Source organism: Actinoplanes subtropicus, from assembly GCF_000721705.1.
GTDB lineage: Bacteria > Actinomycetota > Actinomycetes > Mycobacteriales > Micromonosporaceae > Actinoplanes > Actinoplanes subtropicus.
In genome coordinates this window covers 530,312-550,990 of the sequence record NZ_JOJL01000002.1, presented here as the reverse complement: position 1 = coordinate 550,990, position 20,679 = coordinate 530,312, and the positions used below count along the sequence as shown (strand labels likewise).

The window sequence follows — 20,679 nt, the reverse complement described above, 5'->3', positions numbered from 1 at the left end:
GAACTAGGAGACGACATGGCAATCACCGGACTGGGCCACACCGGATTCTGGGTCACCGACCTGGCGAAGATGCGCGACTTCTACGAGCGGGTGCTGGGACTCACCGTCACCGACGAGGACGAGGAACTCGGCATCGTCTTCTTCTCCTCGTGCCCGGAGCAGGAGCACCACGAGTTCGTGCTGCAGAAGGGCCGCACCGCGCCGCCGGGGTCCAAGCTCACCCACCAGGTCTCCTGGCGGGTCGACTCGATCGAGACCATCCTCGAGTACCACCGCCGGTTCCGCGCCGAAGGCATCGCCGTTCAGCAGGAGGTCACCCACGGCAACGCGATCGGTATCTACTTCTTCGACCCGGAGGGCAACCGCAACGAGGTCTACCTGCGCGTGGAGCGTGACATCCGGCAGCCGTTCCGCAAGACCATCAACCTCGACCAGGACCCGGCCGCCGTGCTTGCCGAGGCCGAACGGCTGCTGGACGACGGCGGCCCGGCCTACCAGCCGGTCCAGTAGCGTGGCGCACCTTCCGGTACTGGTGGTCGGCGCCGGTCCCACCGGCCTCACCGCCGCGGCCCTGCTGGGTTCGATGGGCGTCCAGGTGCTGCTGGTGGAGCAGAACGCCACCACCAGCGACGAGGCCAAGGCGATCAGCCTCGACGACGAGTCCCTGCGCATCCTTCAACTCGCCGGCCTCGACAAGGCGATCTACCCGATCATCGTCCCGGGCACCGGCACCCGGTACTTCGGCATCGGCGGCCGCCCGCTCGTGCATGCCCGGGGCGCTGGCGACCACCGCTTCGGTCACCCGTTCAAGAACCCGTTCGCGCAGCCCGACCTCGAGCGGGTGCTGCACGCCGAGTTGCACCGCTTCGCCGGGGTCGTTCAGCGTTTCGGGACACGTCTGACGGGACTCGAGCAGAAACCCGATCGGGTACGGGTGGAGCTGCGCGCCGGCGACGAGCGACCCGAGACGGTCGATGTGGCGTACGTGCTCGGTTGCGACGGCGGTCGCAGCACGGTCCGCGAATTGCTCGGCATTCCGATGCAGGGACGCAGCTTCCCCGAGGTGTGGCTGGTCGCCGACACCGTTGAGGATCCGCACGACCAGCGGTTCGGGATGCATTACGGCGATCCGCGCCGGCCGCACGTGGTCGTGCCCGGCCGCGACCGCCGGTGCCGCTACGAGTTCCTGCTGCGGCCCGGCGAGTGCGAGCCCGGGGAGCGACCACCGTTCGAGTTGCTGCGCGAGCTGCTGCTGCGCTATCGGGACATCTCGCCGGGCCAGGTCGAGCGCGCCGTCGCGTACCGGTTCCACGCGCTGCTCGCCGACCGGCTGCGCGACCGGCGCTGCTTCCTGCTCGGCGACGCCGCGCACATGATGCCGCCGTTCGCCGGGCAGGGCCTCAACTCCGGCCTGCGGGACGCGGCCAACCTGAGCTGGAAGCTGGCCGAGGCGCTCGACGGCCGGGCCGGCGACACACTGCTGGACACCTACGACGCCGAGCGCCGCCCGCACGCCCGCGCCATGATCGACTTGTCGGTGCGTCTCGGCCGCATCGTCATGACCACCGACCGGCGCCGGGCGTGGCTGCGCGATCTGGCCGTCCGCGGCGCGATGCGTACCCGGCGCGGGCGCCGCTACTTCACCGAGATGCGCTTCCGGCCACGCACCCCGATCAGCTCCGGCGCGGTGGTGCGGCTGGATGGCCGGGCCCATCTCCTGGTCGGCACGCTGCTGCCGCAGCCTCGGGTGCTGTTCGGGCCGGAACTCACGCCGGCCCGCCTGGACGACGTGCTCGGCGCGCGGTGGAGCCTGCTCGGCGTGGATGTGGCCGACGACGGCTGGCTCGCCGCCGGGCTGGCCGGGCTGCCCGAGGTCGTCGAGGTCGACGTTGCCCTCGACGACCGTGCTCCCCGGCGGCGAGCCGGCCGCGCCGGTGTCGCGGACGCCGACGGGCGGCTGCAGGCGCTCTTCGGCGATCTGGCCGGCCAGTTCCTCCTCGTTCGTCCCGACCGCCTGGTCGCGGCGGTTTTCCCGCCCGCGCAGGCCGAGCGGATCGGCGCGGCCCTGCGCGCGGTCCGGGCGGCGGACACCACCGCACCGTCAACCGAAGGAGTACGCCCATGAGGCTCAGCACCGTCCGGATCGGCAACCGGACCGTCGCCGCCCGGCAGGACGGCGACGGTCTCGTGCTGCTACCGCACGCCGACGTGGTTGCCTTGCTCACCACCGGCGACGACTGGCCGGCCCGGGCCGCCGCGGCCACCGGCGAACGGATACCCCTCGCCGGCGCATCGCTCGCGCCCGTCGTCCCCCACCCCAACAAGATCATCTGCCTGGGCTTGAACTACGCCACCCACATCGCCGAGATGGGCCGGCCCACTCCCGAGTACCCGACCCTGTTCGCCAAGTACGACGGCGCGCTCGTCGGCGCCCGCGACCCGATCCACGCGCCCGCGGTCAGCGACCAGCTGGACTGGGAGGCCGAGCTCGGGGTGGTGATCGGCCGGCCCGGCCGCCACGTGCCGCGCGAGCGCGCACTCGACCACGTCGCCGGCTACACCGTGGTCAACGACGTGACCGTCCGCGACTGGCAGCACCGCACCCGCGAGTTCCTCTCCGGCAAGACCTTCGAGGCCACCACGCCGGTCGGGCCGGCCCTCGTCACCCCCGACGAGCTGCCCGCCGGTGGCGCCGGTCTGGCCATCAGCTGCGCCGTCGACGGCCGCACCATGCAGAAGTCCACGACAGCGGACCTGCTCTTCGACGTGGCCGCCATCATCGCGTACGTCAGCCGGATCATCACCCTGCAGCCCGGCGATCTGATCTGCACCGGCACGCCGGGCGGCGTCGGCGCCGGGCGAGACCCCGAGGTGTTCCTGCAGCCCGGGCAGGAGTTGGTCACCACCGTCGAAGGCATCGGCGAGCTACGCAACGTCGTGGTCAAAGACCGATAGACGGTATGTTGTCACCCATGTCTCTGCCCAGCGGTTACCGCGAACGCAACTCGACGGCGGACCGTGCGCTGGACATCCTCATGATGTTCACCGAGACCCAGCCGGTCATCTCCGGCAACGCCGTAGCCGAGCGGCTCGGCGTGGCCCGTTCCACCGCGTACCGATACCTGCAGAGCCTGGTGACCAGCCGGTTCCTGGAGGAAGCCCCCGAGAGCGGGTACCGGCTCGGCCTGGGCGTGCTGGAGCTCGGCAGGCTCGCCCGGCGCAGCTATGGTCTCTCCGAGGCGGCCATGCCGCAGATGACGGCATTGGCCGAGGCGGTCGGGGAGACCGTGCTGCTGACCCGCCGCACCGGTGATCTGGTGGTGTGTGTCGACCGCGCCGAGGCGGACATCCGGGCCGTGCGGATCTCCTACGAACGCGGCAGCTCGCTGCCGATCAACGCGGGCGCGTCGGCGTTGGTGCTGCTCGCCTGGAGCCCACCCGAGGAGGCCCGGCGGCTGCTGGACGCGGTCGAACTGCGCCGGTTCACCTCCTCCACGCTCACCGAGGTGGACGCCGTCATGCGGCGGCTGGAGGAGATCCGGCGGGCCGGTTACTCGATCACCCGGGCCGAGCTGGACCCGGACGTCGTGGGTATCGCCGCTCCGGTACGCGATGAGCGCGGCCAGGTGGTCGCCGCCGTCAGCGTCGTCGCGCTCGAGTCGCGGGTGGACGCCGCCGCCGAGGCCGAGATAGTGGCCCGGCTGCTGGCCACCGCCGGTGAGATCAGTGACCGTCTGGCCATGGTTGCCAGCTGATCCGCCGTCAGTTCTGAGCCGCCTGCGCCGGCTGTGGCCGGTCGGCCGGAGTCTCGGCGCCCATCTCGGCGTGGGTGCCGGCGAGTTTCCGCTCGGGGAGCAGCAGGGCCAGAACCAGGCCGAAGGCGAACAGCGGCACCATGTACCCGAAGACCGGGGTCAGTGCGTGCTGGTACGCGGCGATGACCGAGTCCCGGACCGAGGTGGGTAGCGAGCGCACCAGCGACGGCGTGAGCGAGTTTGTGCCGCCGATCGACGCGATAGTGTCGCCGGAGAGCCGGGCGGCGAGTTGGTCGGTGAGCCGGGCGGTGAAGATCGCTCCGACGGCGGCGGTGCCAAGGGTGGCGCCGATCTCGCGGAAGAAATTGTTCGCCGAGGTAGCGGTGCCGACCGCGGTGGCGGGGAAGGCGTTCTGCACGGCGAGCACAAGGTTCTGCATGATCAGGCCGACGCCGGCGCCGAGAAGGAAGACGTAGCAGCACACCACCCAGACGGGCGTGGTGACCGTCAGCGTGGACAGCAGCAGCGCGGTGATGCCGACCACGATCGTGCCGATGATCGGATAGGGCTTGTAGCGGCCGGTCCGGCTGATCAGCTGTGCGGAGGGCATCGCGGTGCCGATAAGGCCGACGACCATGGGGATGAGCAGCAGACCGGACTCGGTCGCGCTCATGCCGTACACCATCTGCAGGTAGGTCGGCAGGTAACCGATCACCGCGAACATGCCGAGGCCGACGACGATGAGCCCGAGCAGGGTGCCCAGGTTGAAGATCCGGCTGCGGAACAGCCAGAGCGGGATGATCGGTTCGGCGGCTCGGCGCTGGGACAGGAAGAACAGCACCCAGCCGAGCGCGGCGCCGCCGGCCAGGCCGAGGATCACCGGGTCGGTCCAGCCGTACTCGCTGCCACCCCACGCGGCCACCAGCACCGTGGCGGCGACGGATGCCGCCATCAGCGTGATGCCGAGGTAGTCGATCGAGACCTTGACCGGCTTGCGGGGCAGGCGGAGCGCGAAAGCGCTGATCCCCAGGGCGGTGGCGCCCACCGGCAGATTGATCCAGAAGGCCCAGCGCCAGTCGGCGCTGTCGGTGAACCAACCGCCCAGCAGCGGCCCGACCACGGAGGACAGGCCGAACACCGCACCCATGGGCGCCATGTACCGGGCGCGTTGCCGGGGCGGGAGGAGGTCGGCGACGATGGCCTGCGACGTGATCATGAGGCCGCCCCCACCCAGCCCCTGCACCGCCCAGCCGACGATGAGCATGGTCATGCCGGACGCGGCGCCGGCGACGAGCGAACCGGCGAGGAAAATGCCGATACCGCCGAGGAACAGAAACTTACGCCCGATCAGGTCGCCGAACCGGCCGTACAGTGGCATGCCGATCGTGGCCGCCATGATGTAAGCGGTGGTCACCCAGGCCATGTGGCGCACGCCATGCAACTCGCCGACGATCGTGGGCAGCGCGGTCGACACGATCGTCTGATCGAGGGACGAGAGCAACATCGTCGCCATCAGGCCCGCGAAGATCAGGCCGAATCGCGGCGGCAGGGTGAACGTGTCGCGTTCCCCTATCGCCGCGTCGGAGGCGGGGTCGGTCAAGGGTGGCTCCAAGGAGAGGCGTGGGCGTGTGGCGCAGGGGGCAGCCGGACCACAAGGGGCAATCACGGTTCCGGCGCCCCGGCCCTGGCCGGCGGCCCGCACGCCGAACGATGCGGGCTAGCCGCCGGACGGCATGCCGCTGGGACGTAGCGCAACGCATGCCTGCTGCGCGGCCGATACGGTCGGGTCGGCCGTGTTGAGAGCCTGCGGCTGAGCCGACGCGCTCACGCCGTGGTTCGACAAGCAGTTGAGGTAAGCGCTGATCGCCCCGTTGTCCTGCGTCATGCCGGGGCCGAAACTCGGCATGACCGACGCACAGGCGGCCTGAGCCTTCTGCCAGGTGGCGTCATCGACCCCGGCCGGCTTCTGGAGCATGCCGCCACCGGGCATTCCGGACGGCGGCGCTCCCGGCGCACCGGACGGGAACCCGCCACCGGGCATCCCGGACGGCATCGTCATTTCGACACCATTTTTGCTCAGGCAACTCTGAAAAGCCTGGAAACCGCCGCCGTTCCCCGAATTGCCACCGCCCGTCGAACTGGACGAGCCATTATCCGAATCGTCTCCGCAGGCAGCGGTGAATGCCGCCGCGGAGGCGATGCACAGCGCCGCTGTGACCACGCGTGTCCAGATTTTCACCGTTCGGACCCTGCCCTTTGCGAGTCGGCTGATTCGGATCGAAGCACAACAAGGCATCGATACTAGGGCTCGCGCATCTCGTCGTACCTCAGATGTAGGTCAAAGACCGCTGGGAATGGTGTGAGGAACAATCTCCAAGGCGATTTCTAGCTGATGCCGATATGTTCGGAAGAAGCGATGAGGCAGACTCCGCCGACATGAGATTCCGGCTTCATGCGCCACCGGCGATGGCGCGACGCGGCCCGGTTCTGTGGGGAAGCGTCGCGGTGGCCGTAGTGGCACTGCTGGCGATGGGCTCGTTCGCCTACCTCCATCGGGACCGGATGGCCGGGGGAATCGCCGAACAGTCGTTGGTACAGGTGGGGCGGGGTACGGTCACCGTGTCCGCGGCGGCAGCCGGGACGGTCGAGGCGACCGACACACGCGGATTGAGCTTCACCGTGTCCGGCACGGTCACGACGATCGCGGTCCAGCCTGGTGACATGGTGACCGCCGGCAAGGTCCTCGCCCGCATCGACGACACGGATCAGCGGGACGCGGTCTCCTCCGCCCAGTCGAGCGTGACGAACGCGGAGAACACCCTCTCCCAGGCCAAGAGCACGGCATCGGCCACCGCCGGCACCAGCACCAGTGGGTGCCAGGTGGCCGCCGCGTACCGGACGTCCGCATCCCCGACATCGACACCGTCGCCGACCGCCTCGCCGACCGGCTCCCCCACATCGACAGCGTCACCGCCGGCCTCGACCGTGCCGTCGGCGCCACCCCGGTCGTCGGCGATCGCGTCGCAGCCGGCCCCGGGCGGGACGATGCCGACGACACCGGGCGCCGGGCCCACCGGCGGCACCGGTACCTGCGCCGGCACCCAGGCCGGTTCCGGTGCGCGGGCGGGCAGCGGTACGGACAGCGTCTACTCCGCGGAACAGTCACTGAACAACGCCCAGCTCCAACTGGAGCAGGCCGAGTCGAATCTGGCGGGCACGGTCATCACCGCGCCTATCGACGGGCGGGTGCTGTCGGTCAACGGCACCGCGGGGACATCGGAGTCGCCGGGCAGCTCGGCCTTCATCACCATCGGCGATGTCTCCGACACGCAGGTACAGGCGGAGTTCTCCGAGGCGGACGTCGCGTCGCTGGCCGTCGGCCAGAAGGCAACGATCACCCTGGGCAGCCGCACGGAAACACTCAGCGGGAAGGTTTCGCAGATCTCGCCGAGCGGCACGTCCTCGGGCCAGCTGGTGCAGTACAGCGTGATGATCGCGTTCGACGACCCGCCGGCCGACCTGCTGTACGGGCAGAGCGCGAACGTGGTCGTGACCACCGGTTCGGCCGCGAACGTGCTGTACGTGGCCTCCACGGCGGTGACGATCGGACCCGGATCGACGGCAACCGTGACGGTGAGCGCCCACGGCCGCACCGAGCAGCGCTCGGTTCGGATCGGACTCAGCGGCGACCAATACACCGAAATCAGGTCGGGGCTGTCCGAGGGCGACAAGGTGGTGGTTTCCGGTGGCGGATGAGTCCGGCCTGCTGGGGGCCCGGGTCCTCGTCGTCGACGACGAGCCCAACATCGGCGCCCTGCTGACTGCCGCCCTGCGCCTGGCCGGCCTGCAGACCCGCATCGCCACCTCCGGCGAGGAGGCGTTGACGATCGCCGAGGAGTTCCGGCCCGACCTCATCGTGCTGGACGTGTTGTTGCCAGACCTCAACGGTTTCGAGGTGGCACAGCGGCTGCGAGGAGCCGGCAGCCCGGTTCGGGTGCTGTTTCTGAGCGCCCGGGACGCCGTGGAGGACCGGATTTCCGGCCTGTCCGCCGGCGGTGACGACTACGTGAGCAAACCGTTCAGCCTGGAGGAGGTCATTCTGCGCATCCGCGCGCTGCTCCGCCGGGGCGACCTCGAACAACCCGACGATGCCGGCGGTGTGCTGCGCTACGCAGACCTGGAGATGGACGAGCACGCGCACGAGGTCCGCCGGGCCGGCCGCCGGGTGGAGCTGTCGCCGACCGAGTTCAACCTGCTGCGATACCTGCTGAGCAACGCCGGCCGGGCGGTCAGCAAGGCGCAGATCCTCTCCGACGTCTGGAACTACGATTTCGGCGGCGACGGCCAGATCGTGGAGTCGTACGTCTATTACCTGCGCAAGAAGATCGATCAGACCGAGCCGCAGCTGATTCACACCGTGCGCGGTTTCGGCTACGCGCTCCGGCTGGCCCTCACCGATGACGCTTAGGCGCCTGCCGGACAGGTTCTCCCACCATTGGCGGCACCGCACGTTGCGCACCCGGATGATGATCGCCATTGCCGCGCTCGCGGCGCTGGGACTGGTGGTCAGCAACGCGGCCGGCGTGCTGCTTCTGCGCCGGCAACTCGTCCGGCAGGTCGACGAGCGGATCAACGCCATCGGCGATGCCCCGCTCGCGCTGCGGGCCCCGCAGACGCCCCCACCGGACGTCCTCGGCCAGCCTCCGAACTCGGGCCTGCCGATCAAGATCATGCGTTTCGACGCGGCCGGCGCACGGCTCGCGACGGGCGACTCCGACACGGACGCGGGCGAGTCACCGGCGATGGGCAGCGCCGCCGACCTGGCGGACCACGCCCGGTCGCAACGGCCCTACACGATCTCCGGCCCACACGGCGCGATCTGGCGGGTGGCCGTGGTCCGGCGCGCGGACGGCAGCGGGTATGACGTGCTCACGGTCTCACTGCGGTACATCGACGGTATCGAGAACGAGTTGCTGGCCATCGACGCGGCGGTCGTCGCCGTGGTGCTGCTGCTCGTCGCGCTCGCCGCCGCCCGGGTGGTGCGGGTGGGGCTGCGCCCGCTCACCCGCATGGAGCAGGCCGCCGCCGCCATCGCCGCCGGCGACCTGTCCCGGCGGGTCGAGGACGCCGACCCACACACCGAGTCGGGGCGGCTCGGCCAGGCGCTGAACGTGATGCTGGCGCAGATCGAGGGCGCGTTACAGGTCCGCACCGCCTCGGAGGGGCGAATGCGGCAGTTCCTCGCCGACGCGTCGCACGAGCTCCGCACGCCGCTCACCTCGATTCAGGGGTTCGCCGAGCTCTACCGGCGCGGCGGCGCGCCGCCCGGTCCCGCACTCGACGACGCGATGGGCCGGATCGAGGCCGAGGTCGGGCGGATGCGGCTACTCGTCAACGACCTGCTCCTACTGGCCCGAATGGACGAGGAACGCCCGCTGGCCCTGCACCCGGTGGACCTGCTCGAGGTGGCGGCGGATGCGGTGACGGCGGCGCACGTGCGGCTGCCGCACCGGTTCGTGCTGCTGGAAGGGATCGGGCGGCTCGAACCGGTCACGGTCCGGGCCGACGACCAACGCATCCGCCAGGTCGTCAGCAACTTGCTGGCCAACGCTCTGCAACACACTCCCGACGAGGCCCAGATCATCGTCCGGGTGGGCAGCACCACGCCGGCGGACAGCCCGGCGCCGGTGGCCGAGGTGGGGCACCGGCCGCAACCGGGTGAGTCGTACGCCGTGGTCGACGTGGCCGACGCCGGCCCCGGCATCGACGCCGCGGACGCGTCCCGGGTCTTCGAGCGGCTGTACCGCGCCGACCACAGCCGGGCCCGCGGCCGAGGCGGCGGAGCCGGTCTCGGCCTGGCCATCGTCGCCGCGATCGTGACCGCGCACGGCGGCGCGGTTCAACTGTGGACGGCTCCCGCTCGGGGCGCCCGGTTCCGGGTGCTGCTGCCGCTGAACCGGTCCGCCGAGGTGCTCCACCCACAACTCCAAGCCGGCTCTTAGCCAACCCGAGGCCGGTTTCCAGTACGCTCAGTGAGGATACATAACATGCGAATATCGTATAAATCGCTTCCGAGCCGGCCGACTCTGGCGCTGAACGTGGCGCTCGGCTTGTTCGTTCTCGCCGGTGGGGGTTGGGCCTACCGGACGGTGACGGTCAGCGATGCGCCCGCCTCCGATACGGCAACTCAGCAAACGGCCACGGTCACGACCGGCGCGGTGACCCAAAGCGTGTCCGCCTCCGGCAGCGTGAGCAGCGCCAATACCGCCAACCTCAGCTTCGTCACCAGCGGGACGGTCACCGAGATCGACGTGAAGGTCGGTGACGTGGTCAAGAAGGGCCAGGTGCTCGCGAAGGTCGATCCGTCCTCGGCCGAGGACAACCTCGCCACCGCGAAGGCCAATCTCCAGGCGGCCGAAGACGCCCTCGACCGCGTCAACGACGACGACAGCTCCGACTCGGCCACCATCTCCAGCGCCGAGTCGCAGGTCACCTCCGCCCGGACGACAGTCAATTCCGACCAGAAGGCGCTGGACGGCACCGTTCTCAAGGCCACGATGGCGGGCACCGTGACCGCCGTCAACGGCACGGTCGGCAACTCCAGCGCGGCATCCGGGAGCGGCTCGACCGGCGGGTCCGCCACCGGTTCGGCGAGTAGTACCTCCAGCACCTCCTCGACGTCGTCCACGAGCAGCGGTTTCGTCCAACTCGCCGACGTGTCTCGGATCCAGGCGACAGCCGATTTCGCGGAGGCGGACGCGACCAAGCTCAAGGTCGGCCAGCCAGTCTCGGTCACCTGGTCGGCGCTGTCCGGCGCGACCGCCACGGGCAAGGTCAAATTGATCTCACCCACGGCGACGACCTCCAACAACGTCAACTCCTATCAGGTGACCGTCACCATCACCTCGGTGCCCAAAGGGGCCCGCATCGGCCAGACCGTCGCCGTCAAGGTGACCACCGCATCGGCCGGCAATGTCCTGCGTGTTCCCACCGCCGCGGTCCGTGCCGCCGGCGGTCTCTACACGGTCCAGACCCGAAGCGGCGACCAGACGCAAACGGCGACGGTCCAGGTCGGTGTGGCCGGCGACTCGTACTACGAGATCAAGTCCGGCCTGACCGCCGGTCAGACCGTGGTGTTGCAGCAGCAGACGTCGGCCAGTGGCAGCGGCGGCATCCCGAACTTCCCGGCCGGAGGCTTCCCCGGTGGGGGCAGCCTTGGCGGCGGCCTCGGCGGCCGGTGAGGGAGACGACGATGAGCGAACATCTTCATCCGGTACTGGATGTCCGGAAACTGGTCAAGACCTACGGCCAGGGCGAGGCCACCGTCCATGCGCTACGTGGCGCGTCCCTGACGGTGGAGCGGGGCGACTACGTGGCCATCATGGGGTCGTCGGGCTCCGGCAAGTCGACCTTGATGAACATTTTGGGCTGCCTTGACATCCCTACCTCGGGCAGATACCTGCTCGACGGTGTGGACGTGAGCCGGCTCTCCGACAACCAGCTCGCGCTGGTCCGCAACCGGCGCATCGGATTCGTGTTCCAGTCGTTCAACCTCATCCCGCGAACCAGCGCGCTCGCCAATGTGGAGCTGCCGCTCGCGTACGCCGGTCTGAAGGCGCGCGAACGTCGTCGTCGCGCCCGGGCCGCCCTCGACCTGGTGGGCTTGGCCCAGCGGGCCGGCCACGAGCCCAATCAGCTCTCCGGCGGCCAGCAGCAGCGGGTCGCGGTGGCCAGGGCGCTGGTCACCGCGCCGGCGCTGGTGCTCGCGGACGAGCCGACCGGCAACCTCGACACACAGTCCACCGCCGACGTCCTCAGTGTGCTCGACCGGCTCAACCGATCCGGACGCACGATCGTGCTGATCACCCATGAACCCGACGTGGCCGCACACACCAAGCGCCTGATCCGGCTCGTCGACGGCGCCATCGTCGAGGACGTCCGGCAGCGGCCGATCAACGACCACGAGCGGGCGGTACTCCGGTGAACACCTTCGAAACCATCCGGTTCGCCATCCGTGGGGTGTCAGCCAACAAGCTGCGCTCCGCATTGACCGTCCTCGGCATGATGATCGGCGTCGCTGCGGTCATCATTCTCGTGGCCGTCGGCAACGGCTCGGCGAAGTCCGTCCAGTCGCAGATCTCCGCCCTGGGCACCACCACCCTGACCGTCAGCAGCGGCAGTGGCCTGTTCGGTGGTACCGACACCAGCAGCACGACCAAGACTCAGGACACGTCACTGACCCTGGACGTCGCCTCCGCGCTCGAGGATCCGCAGAGCGCGCCGCATGTCAAGTCGGTCTCGCCGGTGGCGAGCGGCAGTTCCCAGAACGCCACGTACGCGGGGAGCAGTCACAGCATCAGCCAGTTCGTCGGTACTTTTCCGAGCTACCTCAGCGCCGAGAGTTACTCGCTCGCCTCCGGTACCGGATTCACCCGGCAGGACGTCAACCAGGGCCGCAAGGTGGCGGTCCTCGGAAAGACCGTCGCCGACGACCTGTTCGGCAGCGTGAACGCGGTCAACAAGCAGATCACCGTCAACGGAAACCTCTTCACCGTGGTCGGGGTGCTGAAGAGCAAGGACAGTTCGGGTTTCATGGACCAGAACGACGTGGCGATCGCGCCGATCACCGCGGTCCAGGAGTCGATCACCGGATACGGCGCGCTCAGCCAGATCATCGTCGAGGCCACCGACGAGAACACGGTGACCGACGCGCAGAACGAGGTCACCGCGATCCTGAACAACAAGCTGAAGGTGTCCGATCCCACGGACGAGCCGTTCTCGGTACGCACCGCCTCGCAACTGCTGTCCACCACTCAATCCACCTCGGACACCTTTACCGTGCTGCTCGGCGCGGTCGCCGGAATCAGCCTGCTGGTCGGCGGCATCGGCATCACCAACATCATGCTCGTGAGCGTCACCGAACGGACCCGGGAGATCGGCATCCGCAAAGCGCTCGGTGCGCCCAAACGCGTGGTGCTCACCCAGTTTCTCGTGGAAGCCACCGTGCTGAGCCTGCTCGGAGGTCTGCTCGGCGTCGTCGTCGGTGTGGTCGGCAGCCAATTCACGATCGTCGGCATCAGGCCGGTCCTCGCGGGTTACTCGATTTTCCTGGCCGTGGGCGTGTCCCTCGTCATTGGCCTGTTCTTCGGCAGCTATCCGGCAAGCCGGGCCGCCTCTCTCCGCCCCATCGAAGCCCTTCGCTACGAATAGGATCCATCATGACGACACACGGCCGCCCCGCCGATGACGACACCGCCGAGGTCTCCGACCGCGGCTCAACCGACCACGTCGACCTCGACGGCGACCCGTTCGCCGACGACCTCTCTGATCAACTGGCAGAACGGGCACCGCGGCGCATCGTCACCCGCACCACCATCGCGCTCGGCGTCCTCGCCCTGCTCGTCGCCGGGTTCGTCGGCGGCACGCAGGTCCAGAAACGGTGGGGTGAAAGCTCGACCTCCGCGCAGAGCAACCCCTTCGCCGGCCTGGGCAGCGGCTTCCCGCAGATCGGCGCCAGCGGCATTCCGGGCGGGTTCCCCACGGGCACCGGCACCGGACAGCAGACGGACACCGGCAGCCAGGGGACCGGCGGCGGCACCACCGGGAAGGTGAAACTCATCGACGGGAACACCGTCTACATCGTGACCACGGACGGCCAGACGATCACCGTCAAAACCGGCACCGGCACAGCCGTCCAGATCCCCAAGAAGGGCTCTGTCAAGGACCTGAAAACCGGCTCCACCGTGACGGTGGACGGCACGACGGGCTCCGACGGCACGGTCGCCGCTACCAAGATCACCAAGTCGGATTAGGCGGCGCGCTCAGGCACCGTCCATACCGGACTGCCCACCGTCCACCGCGGGTAACACCAGGCGGAAGGTGCAGCCGTTTCCGGGCGCGGTGTCGACCTCGACGCGACCGCCATGCCGTTCGGCGATGGCGGTCGCGATGGCGAGCCCCAGTCCCGATCCGCCCTGATCGCGCGTGCGTGACCGGTCGACGCGATAGAACCGCTCGAAGACCTTGGCGGCCTCCGCGCTGGTCAAGCCCGGGCCATGGTCGGCCACCTCGAGAATGTGCACGACGACGCCGTCGGGCAGGGGTGGAAGAGCGCTGGCCCGTCCGGGCCGGTCGGTGCCGCCGACGGCAGTTCCGGATCGGGCCGTGCCGACGCGTACCTCGATGACGGCCTCGGATGGCGTGTGCATGAGAGCGTTCGCCAGCAGGTTGTCCGCGACCTGGCGCAGCCGGAGCGGATCACCGATCGTCTCGACCGGTTCCAGATCGTCGACGCTGAGCAACGGGCCAAGCCTCAGCGGGCGTCCATCCAGCTGGGGCGCCACCGCGCTGACCGTCTCCGCGGCCAGGGCCAGCAGGTCGACCGGCTCCCGGCGGTAGACCGGCTCCCGGTCGAGCTTGGCGAGCAGCAGCAGATCGTTGACCAGCAGGCTCATCCGCTCGGCGTTCTGGGCGATGAGCCGGTCCGCCTCGTCGAGTTCCGCCGCGGGCGACTCGCGGCGGCGCAGCGCCAGCTGGGCAAAGCCCTGGATGGTCGTCAGCGGCGTGCGCAGTTCATGTCCCGCGTCGGAGACGAAACGCCGTAGCCGCTCCTCCGAGCGTTCACGTTCCCGCAGCGCCTCGTGGATCCGGTCGAGCATGGTGTTGAGCACGGTGCCGAGGCGACCGACCTCGGTGCGTTGGTCGGTGTCCCGGACGCGCAGGTCGGAATCGCCGGCCGCGATGTCCCGGGCCGTCTCCTCCATGCTGCTCAGCGGCCGCAATCCCAGCCCGACGACCCACCGGCTGAGGACGATGAGTGCGACGGCGGTGACCACGAGGACCACGGCGTTGAGCCACATGAGCTTCGACGTCGCGCCGTCGAACGTGTCCAGCGGGAGCGCCACGACGTACGTCGACCCGTCTGGTCCGTCCCCCCGTTTCACCCGCCAGTGGCCGTCGCCGGTGACAGCCTCGACCGTCATCGGTGTGCCACGAGGCAACGTCGTTCCCACAATCTCCTCGGGGAGGCGCGGCCCCGGCGGAGAGCCGGCGCCGATGGCCGGCGTGCGCCGCCCGGCGTGGTCGTAGATGGTCAACCGGAAGTCGGAGGGCAGAACGATCGAGCCGGTCGCCGTCACGGCCGGCGGTGGCAGAGCGGCGAGGGCCGGTGTCGGCGTCGGAAATCCGGCCAGTTGCTGATCCACCTGGCCCAGTAGCCAGGAACGAAGCACCAGCACGCCGATGATCTGAACGGTCAAGACCGCCGCCGTACACAGCACCGCGGCGCCCCACACCAGGCGAGCGCGCAACGACTTCGGGCGCGCCGGCCACGCAAGACGACGAGCGATCATCCCGGTGACCCCGGCGCGTCCTCAGCGGGAGGCAGGCGCAGGCAGTAGCCGACGCCACGGACACTGTGCAGCAACGGCGGGAAGAAGCAATCGACCTTGCGGCGTAGTGACTTCATGTACGTGTCGACGATGCGGATGCCACCGGCGAACTCACCGCCCCAGACGGTCTCGACGATGACCCTTTTGCTCACGGCCTGCTTCGGGTGGGTCATCAGGAAGGCGAGCAGCTTGAACTCGGTGGGCGTCAGCGAGACTATCCGCCCGGCTCGCCGCACCTCGCCCGTCCGCCTGTCGAGGAACAGATCGGCAAAGCCCAACATGTCGGCCTGATCATCCTCGCCGATCGGATCTCCGGGATGCAGCCGACCGAGAATTGCGCGAATACGCAGCAGCAACTCGTCGACATTGAACGGCTTGGTGACATAGTCGTCGCCGCCGGAACGCAGGCCGGCGACGACGTCTTCCTCATCGGTGCGGGCCGTCAAGAAAACGATTGGGATCGCCACACCCAAGGTGCGCAGGACCCGAGCAATCTCCAATCCATCAATGTCCGGAAGCATGACATCGACGACCATCAGGTCGGGGCGGAACTCATCCACCGAGACCAGCGCCTCCTGACCCGTCGACGTGCACTCGGTCTCGTATCCGGAGTGGCGCAAGATCGAGCCCAGCATCGTCCGGATGCCCGGATCATCCTCGATGACGAGGATGCGGCGGCGGGTCCCCCTCGCCGGCGGCGCCACCGCATGCGGCCCTGCCATCATCGGGTGCCCTTTCCATCGGCGCTCGCACGACACGGCGCACGCGAAATGCGGATCACCAGCGCCTCCATCGTAACGGGGTCGCCGCGCCGCAGGTCCGGGCGGCATTGCGGCTGGACGACGCGGCCAAGTCACGACTCGAGCCATCCTGGTCGTCGGCACGAACGCCCGCCACCACCACCGGCGCTCCGGAGCGGAGCCCGGCTGGATCGGCACGGCGCCCTGCCGTGTGCCGGCCGGGCTATCGGCTGTGGGGGTGCCAGGACCGCATCGCGCGATCGACCTGATCTTCGTCAAGCGGGGCGACCGGCAGGGGCGTCCCATCGACACGACTGGCGGCGATGCCATCGATCAAAATGGTGAGGTAGCGGCGCCAGACGTCCGCATTCACCTCGCGGGCATAGTCGGCGACAGCGTTCACCATGGCCGCGAGCAGCGGAACGTCGGTTCCGGCGAAGTCGGCCCGAAGCCGGCCGCCGGCGTGGGCACGGGCGACAAGTTCGGCCACGATCGGTTGAAAGCTGTCACGTACGCGTGCCACCCGGTCGTTTCCGTACCGAGCGCCGAGCATGACCTCGCGCAGCCCGCGGTCGCCGGCCTGCTGGGCGCACGCACCGTCGATGAAAGTGATCAGTCCGCGCCATGGGTCCGGATCGGCCAGTGCTTGCTGCCCGATCTCGACGACCTCCTGTAGTCGTCGTTCGAAAAGCTCCTCCACCAACGCTTCTTTGGTGGGAAACCGCCGGTAGACAGTGCCGACGCCGACATCGGCGCGCTGGGCGATCTCGTCGAGGGACACGTCGAGTCCGCGTTCGGCGAACACCCGGTGAGCGGTCCGCAGTATCCGCTGACGGTTGCGTTCCGCGTCGCGCCGCAGCGGCCGATCCGCGCGGTCGCGGCCAGTGCCGGTAAGGGTCATGTGATCAGGCTATCACCAACTTGAGGCAACGCCTCCAGTTAGCGATCTACCATGGGATCGGAGGCCACCGCACGGCCGGGCCGGCCGCGCCCGAAGTAACCAGCCGGCGACCGGACTCCGGATTCGCTCCCGAACGGAACCCGTGGGACGCCTCATCCGGGTCGCGGAGAGACCGATCGTCGCAGGTGTGAAGTTCAGAGCGGATCCGCATTTTCGGCGGCGGCAAACGATCGAGTTGGCCAACCTCGTCTGTCGCGCTGCGGGCGCCGGCGGCAACCTGGCCTTTCTCGTGAGCCTGATGGATCCGGGGCGCGGGCCACAGCCGTCATGGCTACCCGCCATCTGTGCGATCAACGTCCTGATAATGACCGGTACCTGCGCCCTGACCGTGATCAACTTCGCCAGACCGGACGGGCCGCGCTATCGCCTCTACGGCATCCTGCAAGTTGCCGTCGACACGGCCGCGACCTGTGGCGGCGTTCTCTGGCTCGAAATGCACGGCGACCAGATTGCCTGGCCGCTGGTGATCATTCCGGTCGTGGTCGCCGCCCAGCGGCTACTCCTGCGCAGCACCCTCGTCGTCGGGGCCATCGCCGCGGGCGTGGTGTTGGCAGGGATATTGACGTCCGCTCGGCTCCTGACCGAGGGAGGGACGACACCAGTCGCCATTCCGGTCATCTTGATCGTGGCCGCCCTGTGCGGTGCCCAATCCAATGCCTCGGCCCGGCAGGTCGCCCAGCTTCAGCAGGCTCACCAGCAGCTGGAGCATCAGGCCGGTCATGATGCGCTCACCGGCCTGCCGAACCGTTCATCAGTAGAGCGGTACGCCGCAAGCCTCGACGGCCGCGGTATGGCGGTGCTGCTGCTCGACCTCGACGGCTTCAAACAGGTCAACGACTCACTCGGCCACGCCGCGGGCGACGCGGTACTCATCCAGACGGGCCGGCGGATGAAGGGTCTGCTGCGCGGTACCGACATGCCGGGCCGGCTCGGTGGGGACGAGTTCATCGTTTTGCTGCCGGACGCCGACGCGGCGGCCGCCGAAGTCTTGGCGCAACGACTACGAGCCAGTATCTGCCAGCCCGTCGACGTCGGAGCAGAGGTGGTGCAGGTGGGTGTCAGCATCGGCGTGGCCTGCAGAGCGTCCGGGAATCCGGCCGGCGTCGAACAGCTGACCGCGGCCGCGGATGTGGCGATGTATCGGGACAAGCACCCTGTCCGACCATGATCGGCAGGCGCTGTTCAATCCCGACGTGCTTGACGCCGGGCCGCCACCCCGGTGACGGTGCGTCACATGTCAGGGAAGCCAGTCATGATCCGGTGACCACGCGATGCCAGCAGCCTCGTCGGCGGGCGGTTCGCACTCACGTAAGGCGTGGCCCGTGAATCACCGGCGCGGCGGGTGCCAGGTCCGCATGGCTTGGTCGACTTGGTCGTCCTCATGCACTGAACCATTTTCATCGTGAACGCAACGACCTGACCGGCCTCACCACCGACCGGTTCAGCGGCCACTGGCCCGGCGACGCCGCCTGCCCAAACCCCGACGTGGCCAAGGTCATTTTCCGGTCAGATAGAGCACAAGATGTTCCCGTTCATCTCCATCAACTGGCGGGTCGGCCGTTGACCGACTACCAGACGATCCTGGAGCTGATCGCGCACACCACGACCGAGACCGGGCTGACCGTGTCGGCGTGTCTGGACGACGGCGTCTACCCGACCGGGGTCAAGGTTACCGACAACGAGTGGGCGGCCGTTCCCCTTGCCCCGCACGACTTTCACGGCGAACGGAACCACGGCATCGGTTGTGGACGGACGCGGAAACTCGGTCTGAGCAACAAATCAAAGATCAAATGACTGAGTAGGTCCGCGCTGAGCCCTAAGGGACAAAACGGTCAGCCGAAAACATTACCGAGGGATCAATACCTTCTGACGGATCGAGGCTGGTTGCGAACGGCAGACGCAAGCACCGATCGCAACCCCCTCATCGGCCGCAGCGGGAAGCGGCTTCCACGGCGCAACCCCCTTGACGATCAGTCGCGCGGCTAGCCCTGGGTGTCGCGAAAGCCGACCAGCCGCTCCCCGCGTGCCATCAGCCGGATCGGTTCCCCGTCGGCTTCGAACTCCGAGGACTTGGCCACCGGAAGCCTGATCTGCCGGAACAGGTCGCCGGCCGGAGTGTCCGGTCCCACTCTGGTCAGCACGCCGAACTTGTCACTCATGACGTCACATCACTTCGGCTGGTCACCAGGCTTGAGACGGCCCGACCAGGTCGATCCGCTCGGCCGGGAACAGGTCGCTCACGTCAGCCGACCGCCACTCCAGGTCCACCGGGTGGGCGACCTCGGCGAAGGTCAGGGCGAGGTCGAACAGCGCCCGCTCCTGGGGGGGCATGTCGTCCACCGGAAACTGGTTCAGATGGGCGATGATCGCGTCGATGCGCGGCAGCACGGCGTCGTAGAAGGTCCGCAGCTCCGGCATGTCGGCGGCGGCCATCGCACGCATCCTGGACTGCTGGCCGATCAGCCGCCACCGGTCCAGGAACGGCGCAAGGTCGGAGAATCCGTCGGGAAGCTCGCTGTGGAGTTTCATTACCGCGCTCCGATCAGTTCGTCGATGATGGCGTAGCGGTTCTGCAGGCTGAACTCCTGCAGGGAGAGGTTGATGCTGTCGATGGCGCCCGAGTCCAGGCCGCGCTGTACGTCCTCCATGGCCGACAGGTCCTCACGGGCGACGGTGTACTGCAACCCGCGCGTGTAGGCCTGGGCCAGCCGGTCTCCCGCATGCCGGGTCTTGCGGGCATAGAGATCGAAGTGCAACCGCGTGTTCTCCCGGTCGATGGGCCAGACGGTGACCACGCTGTACCAGTGCGGGCCGTTGAGGATGCTGACGTTGGGGAAGTGCCCGACAATGTCGAAGAACCACGGCTGAAAGCGCGTCCGGTTCACCGCGGGCGGCAGCAGGCTGAAGTCGGTCTCCACCGCGGGCGAGAGCTTGCGGCCATGCGCGTACAGGGCTCGTTCGGCAGGCGGCCCCAGGTACTCGGAATTTGCCGGGGTGCCGACGCGGACGTGCCGGTCGTAGACGTCGATAAGGGGCGCATGGCGCATCGGGTTGTCCTTGCCGACCAGCTTGGGCTGGGTGCGCCGGTGCAGGAAGATGGTGTGATAGCCCTCCGAGAAGGAGTCCATCGCGATGTTCCAGTTGGCCCGGACGTCGGCGGAGAAGGTGCCGATCTTCTCCATCTCGGTGTAGTAGCCCTCGAATCCGTCGGCGAGTTCGCCCAGCCACTCGGTGAGCCCGACCCCGTCCTCGCCGCCGAAGTACACGAAGATCAGTCCCGCCCACACCTCGGTCCGTACCGGGACCAGCCCGTTCTTCGCCTTGTCCATGCTGAAAAACTGATTCTCGTCAGGAACCGACCGCAACGAGCCGTCGGCGCTGTAGGACCAGCCGTGGAACCAGCAGGTGTGCGAGCTTGAGGTGCCTTCGGCCCACCCGCACTCGGTGGGCACGACCTTCTTGCCGCGATGCCGGCACACGTTGTGGAAGCTCCGGATCACCCCGTCCTTGCCGCGCTTGACCAGCACAGAGGTGCGGAAGGTGGGGATATCGCGGACGAAGAAGCTTCCCGGCTTCGGCAGCTCGTTGGCGTTGCCGATCAGGAACCAGGACGGCCGGAAGACCTTCTCCAGTACCGCGTCGTGGTAGCCCTGGGTCAGCTTGTCCCGGACCGTCACCACGTCACGGAGCTCGCGCGGCGCAGTGCCAGGGTCGGAGCTGACGAAAACATCGGACATGCTCGCTCCTGTAAAATAGGATTCACGTCTCTACTAGCAGGACACTACTGCGGAGCCGTAGGGGTGACAAGATCTGAAGGGCCCTCCACCGCCGAG

The 20,679-nt window shown here is 68.6% G+C and carries 21 protein-coding genes; 13 read left to right on the top strand and 8 right to left on the bottom strand.

What is annotated here, in order from left to right:
- Window positions 1-15: 15 nt before the first annotated feature.
- From IH26_RS0104515 to IH26_RS0104500, 4 genes are read left to right on the top strand one after another with little or no spacing between them, the layout of a single operon-like run.
- Window positions 16-510: a VOC family protein gene (locus IH26_RS0104515; RefSeq protein ID WP_030434812.1), complete on the top strand. Its 495-nt coding sequence runs from the start codon at window positions 16-18 to the stop codon at window positions 508-510.
- Complete coding sequence (locus IH26_RS0104510) at window positions 392-2,125, top strand: bifunctional 3-(3-hydroxy-phenyl)propionate/3-hydroxycinnamic acid hydroxylase (RefSeq protein WP_425394362.1); 1,734 nt, start codon at window positions 392-394, stop codon at window positions 2,123-2,125. The genes IH26_RS0104515 and IH26_RS0104510 overlap by 119 nt, the downstream gene beginning before the upstream one ends.
- Window positions 2,122-2,955, top strand: a complete 834-nt coding sequence (locus tag IH26_RS0104505; RefSeq protein ID WP_030434810.1) for a fumarylacetoacetate hydrolase family protein — start codon at window positions 2,122-2,124, stop codon at window positions 2,953-2,955. The genes IH26_RS0104510 and IH26_RS0104505 overlap by 4 nt, the downstream gene beginning before the upstream one ends.
- Window positions 2,956-2,972: 17 nt before the next feature.
- Window positions 2,973-3,755, top strand: a complete 783-nt coding sequence (locus tag IH26_RS0104500) for an IclR family transcriptional regulator (RefSeq protein ID WP_030434809.1) — start codon at window positions 2,973-2,975, stop codon at window positions 3,753-3,755.
- 7 nt (window positions 3,756-3,762) lie between these two features.
- Here IH26_RS0104500 and IH26_RS0104495 read toward each other — a convergent pair whose 3' ends face one another.
- On the bottom strand, window positions 3,763-5,355 hold the full coding sequence (locus tag IH26_RS0104495; RefSeq protein ID WP_051807490.1) for an MDR family MFS transporter: 1,593 nt from the start codon (window positions 5,353-5,355) through the stop codon (window positions 3,763-3,765).
- 117 nt (window positions 5,356-5,472) lie between these two features.
- Window positions 5,473-5,994, bottom strand: coding sequence for a hypothetical protein (locus tag IH26_RS57005; protein ID WP_157437045.1), 522 nt, complete (start codon window positions 5,992-5,994; stop codon window positions 5,473-5,475).
- Window positions 5,995-6,260: 266 nt separating this feature from the next.
- Here IH26_RS57005 and IH26_RS57000 point away from each other — a divergent pair, with 266 nt between their 5' ends.
- The 7 genes from IH26_RS57000 (at window position 6,261) to IH26_RS0104455 (ending at window position 13,567) form a co-directional block, all read left to right on the top strand.
- Entirely contained in the window at window positions 6,261-7,511 is a 1,251-nt protein-coding gene (locus IH26_RS57000) for an efflux RND transporter periplasmic adaptor subunit (protein WP_169789715.1), read from the top strand.
- Window positions 7,501-8,223, top strand: a complete 723-nt coding sequence (locus IH26_RS0104480) for a response regulator transcription factor (RefSeq protein ID WP_030434805.1) — start codon at window positions 7,501-7,503, stop codon at window positions 8,221-8,223. The genes IH26_RS57000 and IH26_RS0104480 overlap by 11 nt, the downstream gene beginning before the upstream one ends.
- Window positions 8,213-9,757 carry a sensor histidine kinase gene (locus tag IH26_RS53140; RefSeq protein ID WP_051807482.1) on the top strand — a complete coding sequence of 515 codons (1,545 nt, stop codon included), beginning with the start codon at window positions 8,213-8,215 and terminating at the stop codon, window positions 9,755-9,757. Before IH26_RS0104480 ends, IH26_RS53140 begins: the two co-directional genes overlap by 11 nt.
- A 216-nt stretch (window positions 9,758-9,973) precedes the next feature.
- Window positions 9,974-10,996 (top strand): efflux RND transporter periplasmic adaptor subunit, encoded by a 1,023-nt coding sequence (locus tag IH26_RS0104470; protein ID WP_245664902.1) that lies wholly within the window; start codon window positions 9,974-9,976, stop codon window positions 10,994-10,996.
- Between the two features lie 11 nt (window positions 10,997-11,007).
- Entirely contained in the window at window positions 11,008-11,739 is a 732-nt protein-coding gene (locus tag IH26_RS0104465; RefSeq protein ID WP_030434803.1) for an ABC transporter ATP-binding protein, read from the top strand.
- Complete coding sequence (locus tag IH26_RS0104460) at window positions 11,736-12,965, top strand: ABC transporter permease (protein ID WP_030434802.1); 1,230 nt, start codon at window positions 11,736-11,738, stop codon at window positions 12,963-12,965. The genes IH26_RS0104465 and IH26_RS0104460 overlap by 4 nt, the downstream gene beginning before the upstream one ends.
- A gap of 8 nt (window positions 12,966-12,973) precedes the next feature.
- Entirely contained in the window at window positions 12,974-13,567 is a 594-nt protein-coding gene (locus IH26_RS0104455) for a hypothetical protein (RefSeq protein WP_034213463.1), read from the top strand.
- A 9-nt stretch (window positions 13,568-13,576) separates the two neighbouring features.
- On the opposite strand, the gene IH26_RS0104450 is transcribed toward IH26_RS0104455, so the two are convergent.
- The 3 genes from IH26_RS0104450 to IH26_RS0104440 form a co-directional block, all read right to left on the bottom strand.
- Window positions 13,577-15,013 carry a HAMP domain-containing sensor histidine kinase gene (locus tag IH26_RS0104450; RefSeq protein WP_211268571.1) on the bottom strand — a complete coding sequence of 479 codons (1,437 nt, stop codon included), beginning with the start codon at window positions 15,011-15,013 and terminating at the stop codon, window positions 13,577-13,579.
- 89 nt (window positions 15,014-15,102) lie between these two features.
- A complete protein-coding gene (locus IH26_RS0104445; protein WP_211268570.1) occupies window positions 15,103-15,870 on the bottom strand; it encodes a response regulator transcription factor in 768 nt (255 codons plus the stop codon).
- Window positions 15,871-16,108: 238 nt separating this feature from the next.
- Window positions 16,109-16,786, bottom strand: coding sequence for a TetR/AcrR family transcriptional regulator (locus IH26_RS0104440; RefSeq protein ID WP_030434798.1), 678 nt, complete (start codon window positions 16,784-16,786; stop codon window positions 16,109-16,111).
- A gap of 187 nt (window positions 16,787-16,973) precedes the next feature.
- On the opposite strand from IH26_RS0104440, the gene IH26_RS55475 reads away from it, so the two are divergent.
- Together IH26_RS55475 and IH26_RS61160 are read left to right on the top strand one after the other, a co-directional pair.
- Window positions 16,974-18,014: a GGDEF domain-containing protein gene (locus IH26_RS55475; RefSeq protein WP_084598608.1), complete on the top strand. Its 1,041-nt coding sequence runs from the start codon at window positions 16,974-16,976 to the stop codon at window positions 18,012-18,014.
- 317 nt (window positions 18,015-18,331) lie between these two features.
- On the top strand, window positions 18,332-18,640 hold the full coding sequence (locus IH26_RS61160) for an ISAzo13-like element transposase-related protein (protein ID WP_281179685.1): 309 nt from the start codon (window positions 18,332-18,334) through the stop codon (window positions 18,638-18,640).
- Window positions 18,641-18,828: 188 nt separating this feature from the next.
- On the opposite strand, the gene IH26_RS59525 is transcribed toward IH26_RS61160, so the two are convergent.
- Genes IH26_RS59525 through IH26_RS55470 form a run of 3 tightly spaced genes read right to left on the bottom strand, consistent with a single transcriptional unit; the run spans window position 18,829 to window position 20,583 of the window.
- The gene (locus tag IH26_RS59525) at window positions 18,829-19,005 is read right to left on the bottom strand and encodes a Rieske (2Fe-2S) protein (protein ID WP_157437044.1); all 177 of its coding nucleotides are present in this window, start codon (window positions 19,003-19,005) and stop codon (window positions 18,829-18,831) included.
- Between the two features lie 22 nt (window positions 19,006-19,027).
- Window positions 19,028-19,375 carry a hypothetical protein gene (locus IH26_RS0104420; RefSeq protein WP_051807478.1) on the bottom strand — a complete coding sequence of 116 codons (348 nt, stop codon included), beginning with the start codon at window positions 19,373-19,375 and terminating at the stop codon, window positions 19,028-19,030.
- Window positions 19,375-20,583 (bottom strand): aromatic ring-hydroxylating oxygenase subunit alpha, encoded by a 1,209-nt coding sequence (locus IH26_RS55470; RefSeq protein ID WP_051807476.1) that lies wholly within the window; start codon window positions 20,581-20,583, stop codon window positions 19,375-19,377. The genes IH26_RS0104420 and IH26_RS55470 overlap by 1 nt, the downstream gene beginning before the upstream one ends.
- Window positions 20,584-20,679 lie beyond the last annotated feature (96 nt).

Excerpts from the sequence above, each read along its gene's own strand:
- IH26_RS0104515 (WP_030434812.1), top strand. The coding sequence starts at position 16 with ATGGCAATCACCGGACTGGGCCACACCGGATTCTGGGTCACCGACCTG.
- IH26_RS0104505 (WP_030434810.1), top strand. The coding sequence starts at position 2,122 with ATGAGGCTCAGCACCGTCCGGATCGGCAACCGGACCGTCGCCGCCCGG.
- IH26_RS0104500 (WP_030434809.1), top strand. The coding sequence starts at position 2,973 with ATGTCTCTGCCCAGCGGTTACCGCGAACGCAACTCGACGGCGGACCGT.
- IH26_RS53140 (WP_051807482.1), top strand. The coding sequence starts at position 8,213 with ATGACGCTTAGGCGCCTGCCGGACAGGTTCTCCCACCATTGGCGGCAC.
- IH26_RS0104465 (WP_030434803.1), top strand. The coding sequence starts at position 11,008 with ATGAGCGAACATCTTCATCCGGTACTGGATGTCCGGAAACTGGTCAAG.
- IH26_RS0104455 (WP_034213463.1), top strand. The coding sequence starts at position 12,974 with ATGACGACACACGGCCGCCCCGCCGATGACGACACCGCCGAGGTCTCC.
- IH26_RS0104445 (WP_211268570.1), bottom strand. The coding sequence starts at position 15,870 with ATGATGGCAGGGCCGCATGCGGTGGCGCCGCCGGCGAGGGGGACCCGC.
- IH26_RS0104440 (WP_030434798.1), bottom strand. The coding sequence starts at position 16,786 with ATGACCCTTACCGGCACTGGCCGCGACCGCGCGGATCGGCCGCTGCGG.
- IH26_RS59525 (WP_157437044.1), bottom strand. The coding sequence starts at position 19,005 with ATGAGTGACAAGTTCGGCGTGCTGACCAGAGTGGGACCGGACACTCCG.
- IH26_RS0104420 (WP_051807478.1), bottom strand. The coding sequence starts at position 19,375 with ATGAAACTCCACAGCGAGCTTCCCGACGGATTCTCCGACCTTGCGCCG.
- IH26_RS55470 (WP_051807476.1), bottom strand. The coding sequence starts at position 20,583 with ATGTCCGATGTTTTCGTCAGCTCCGACCCTGGCACTGCGCCGCGCGAG.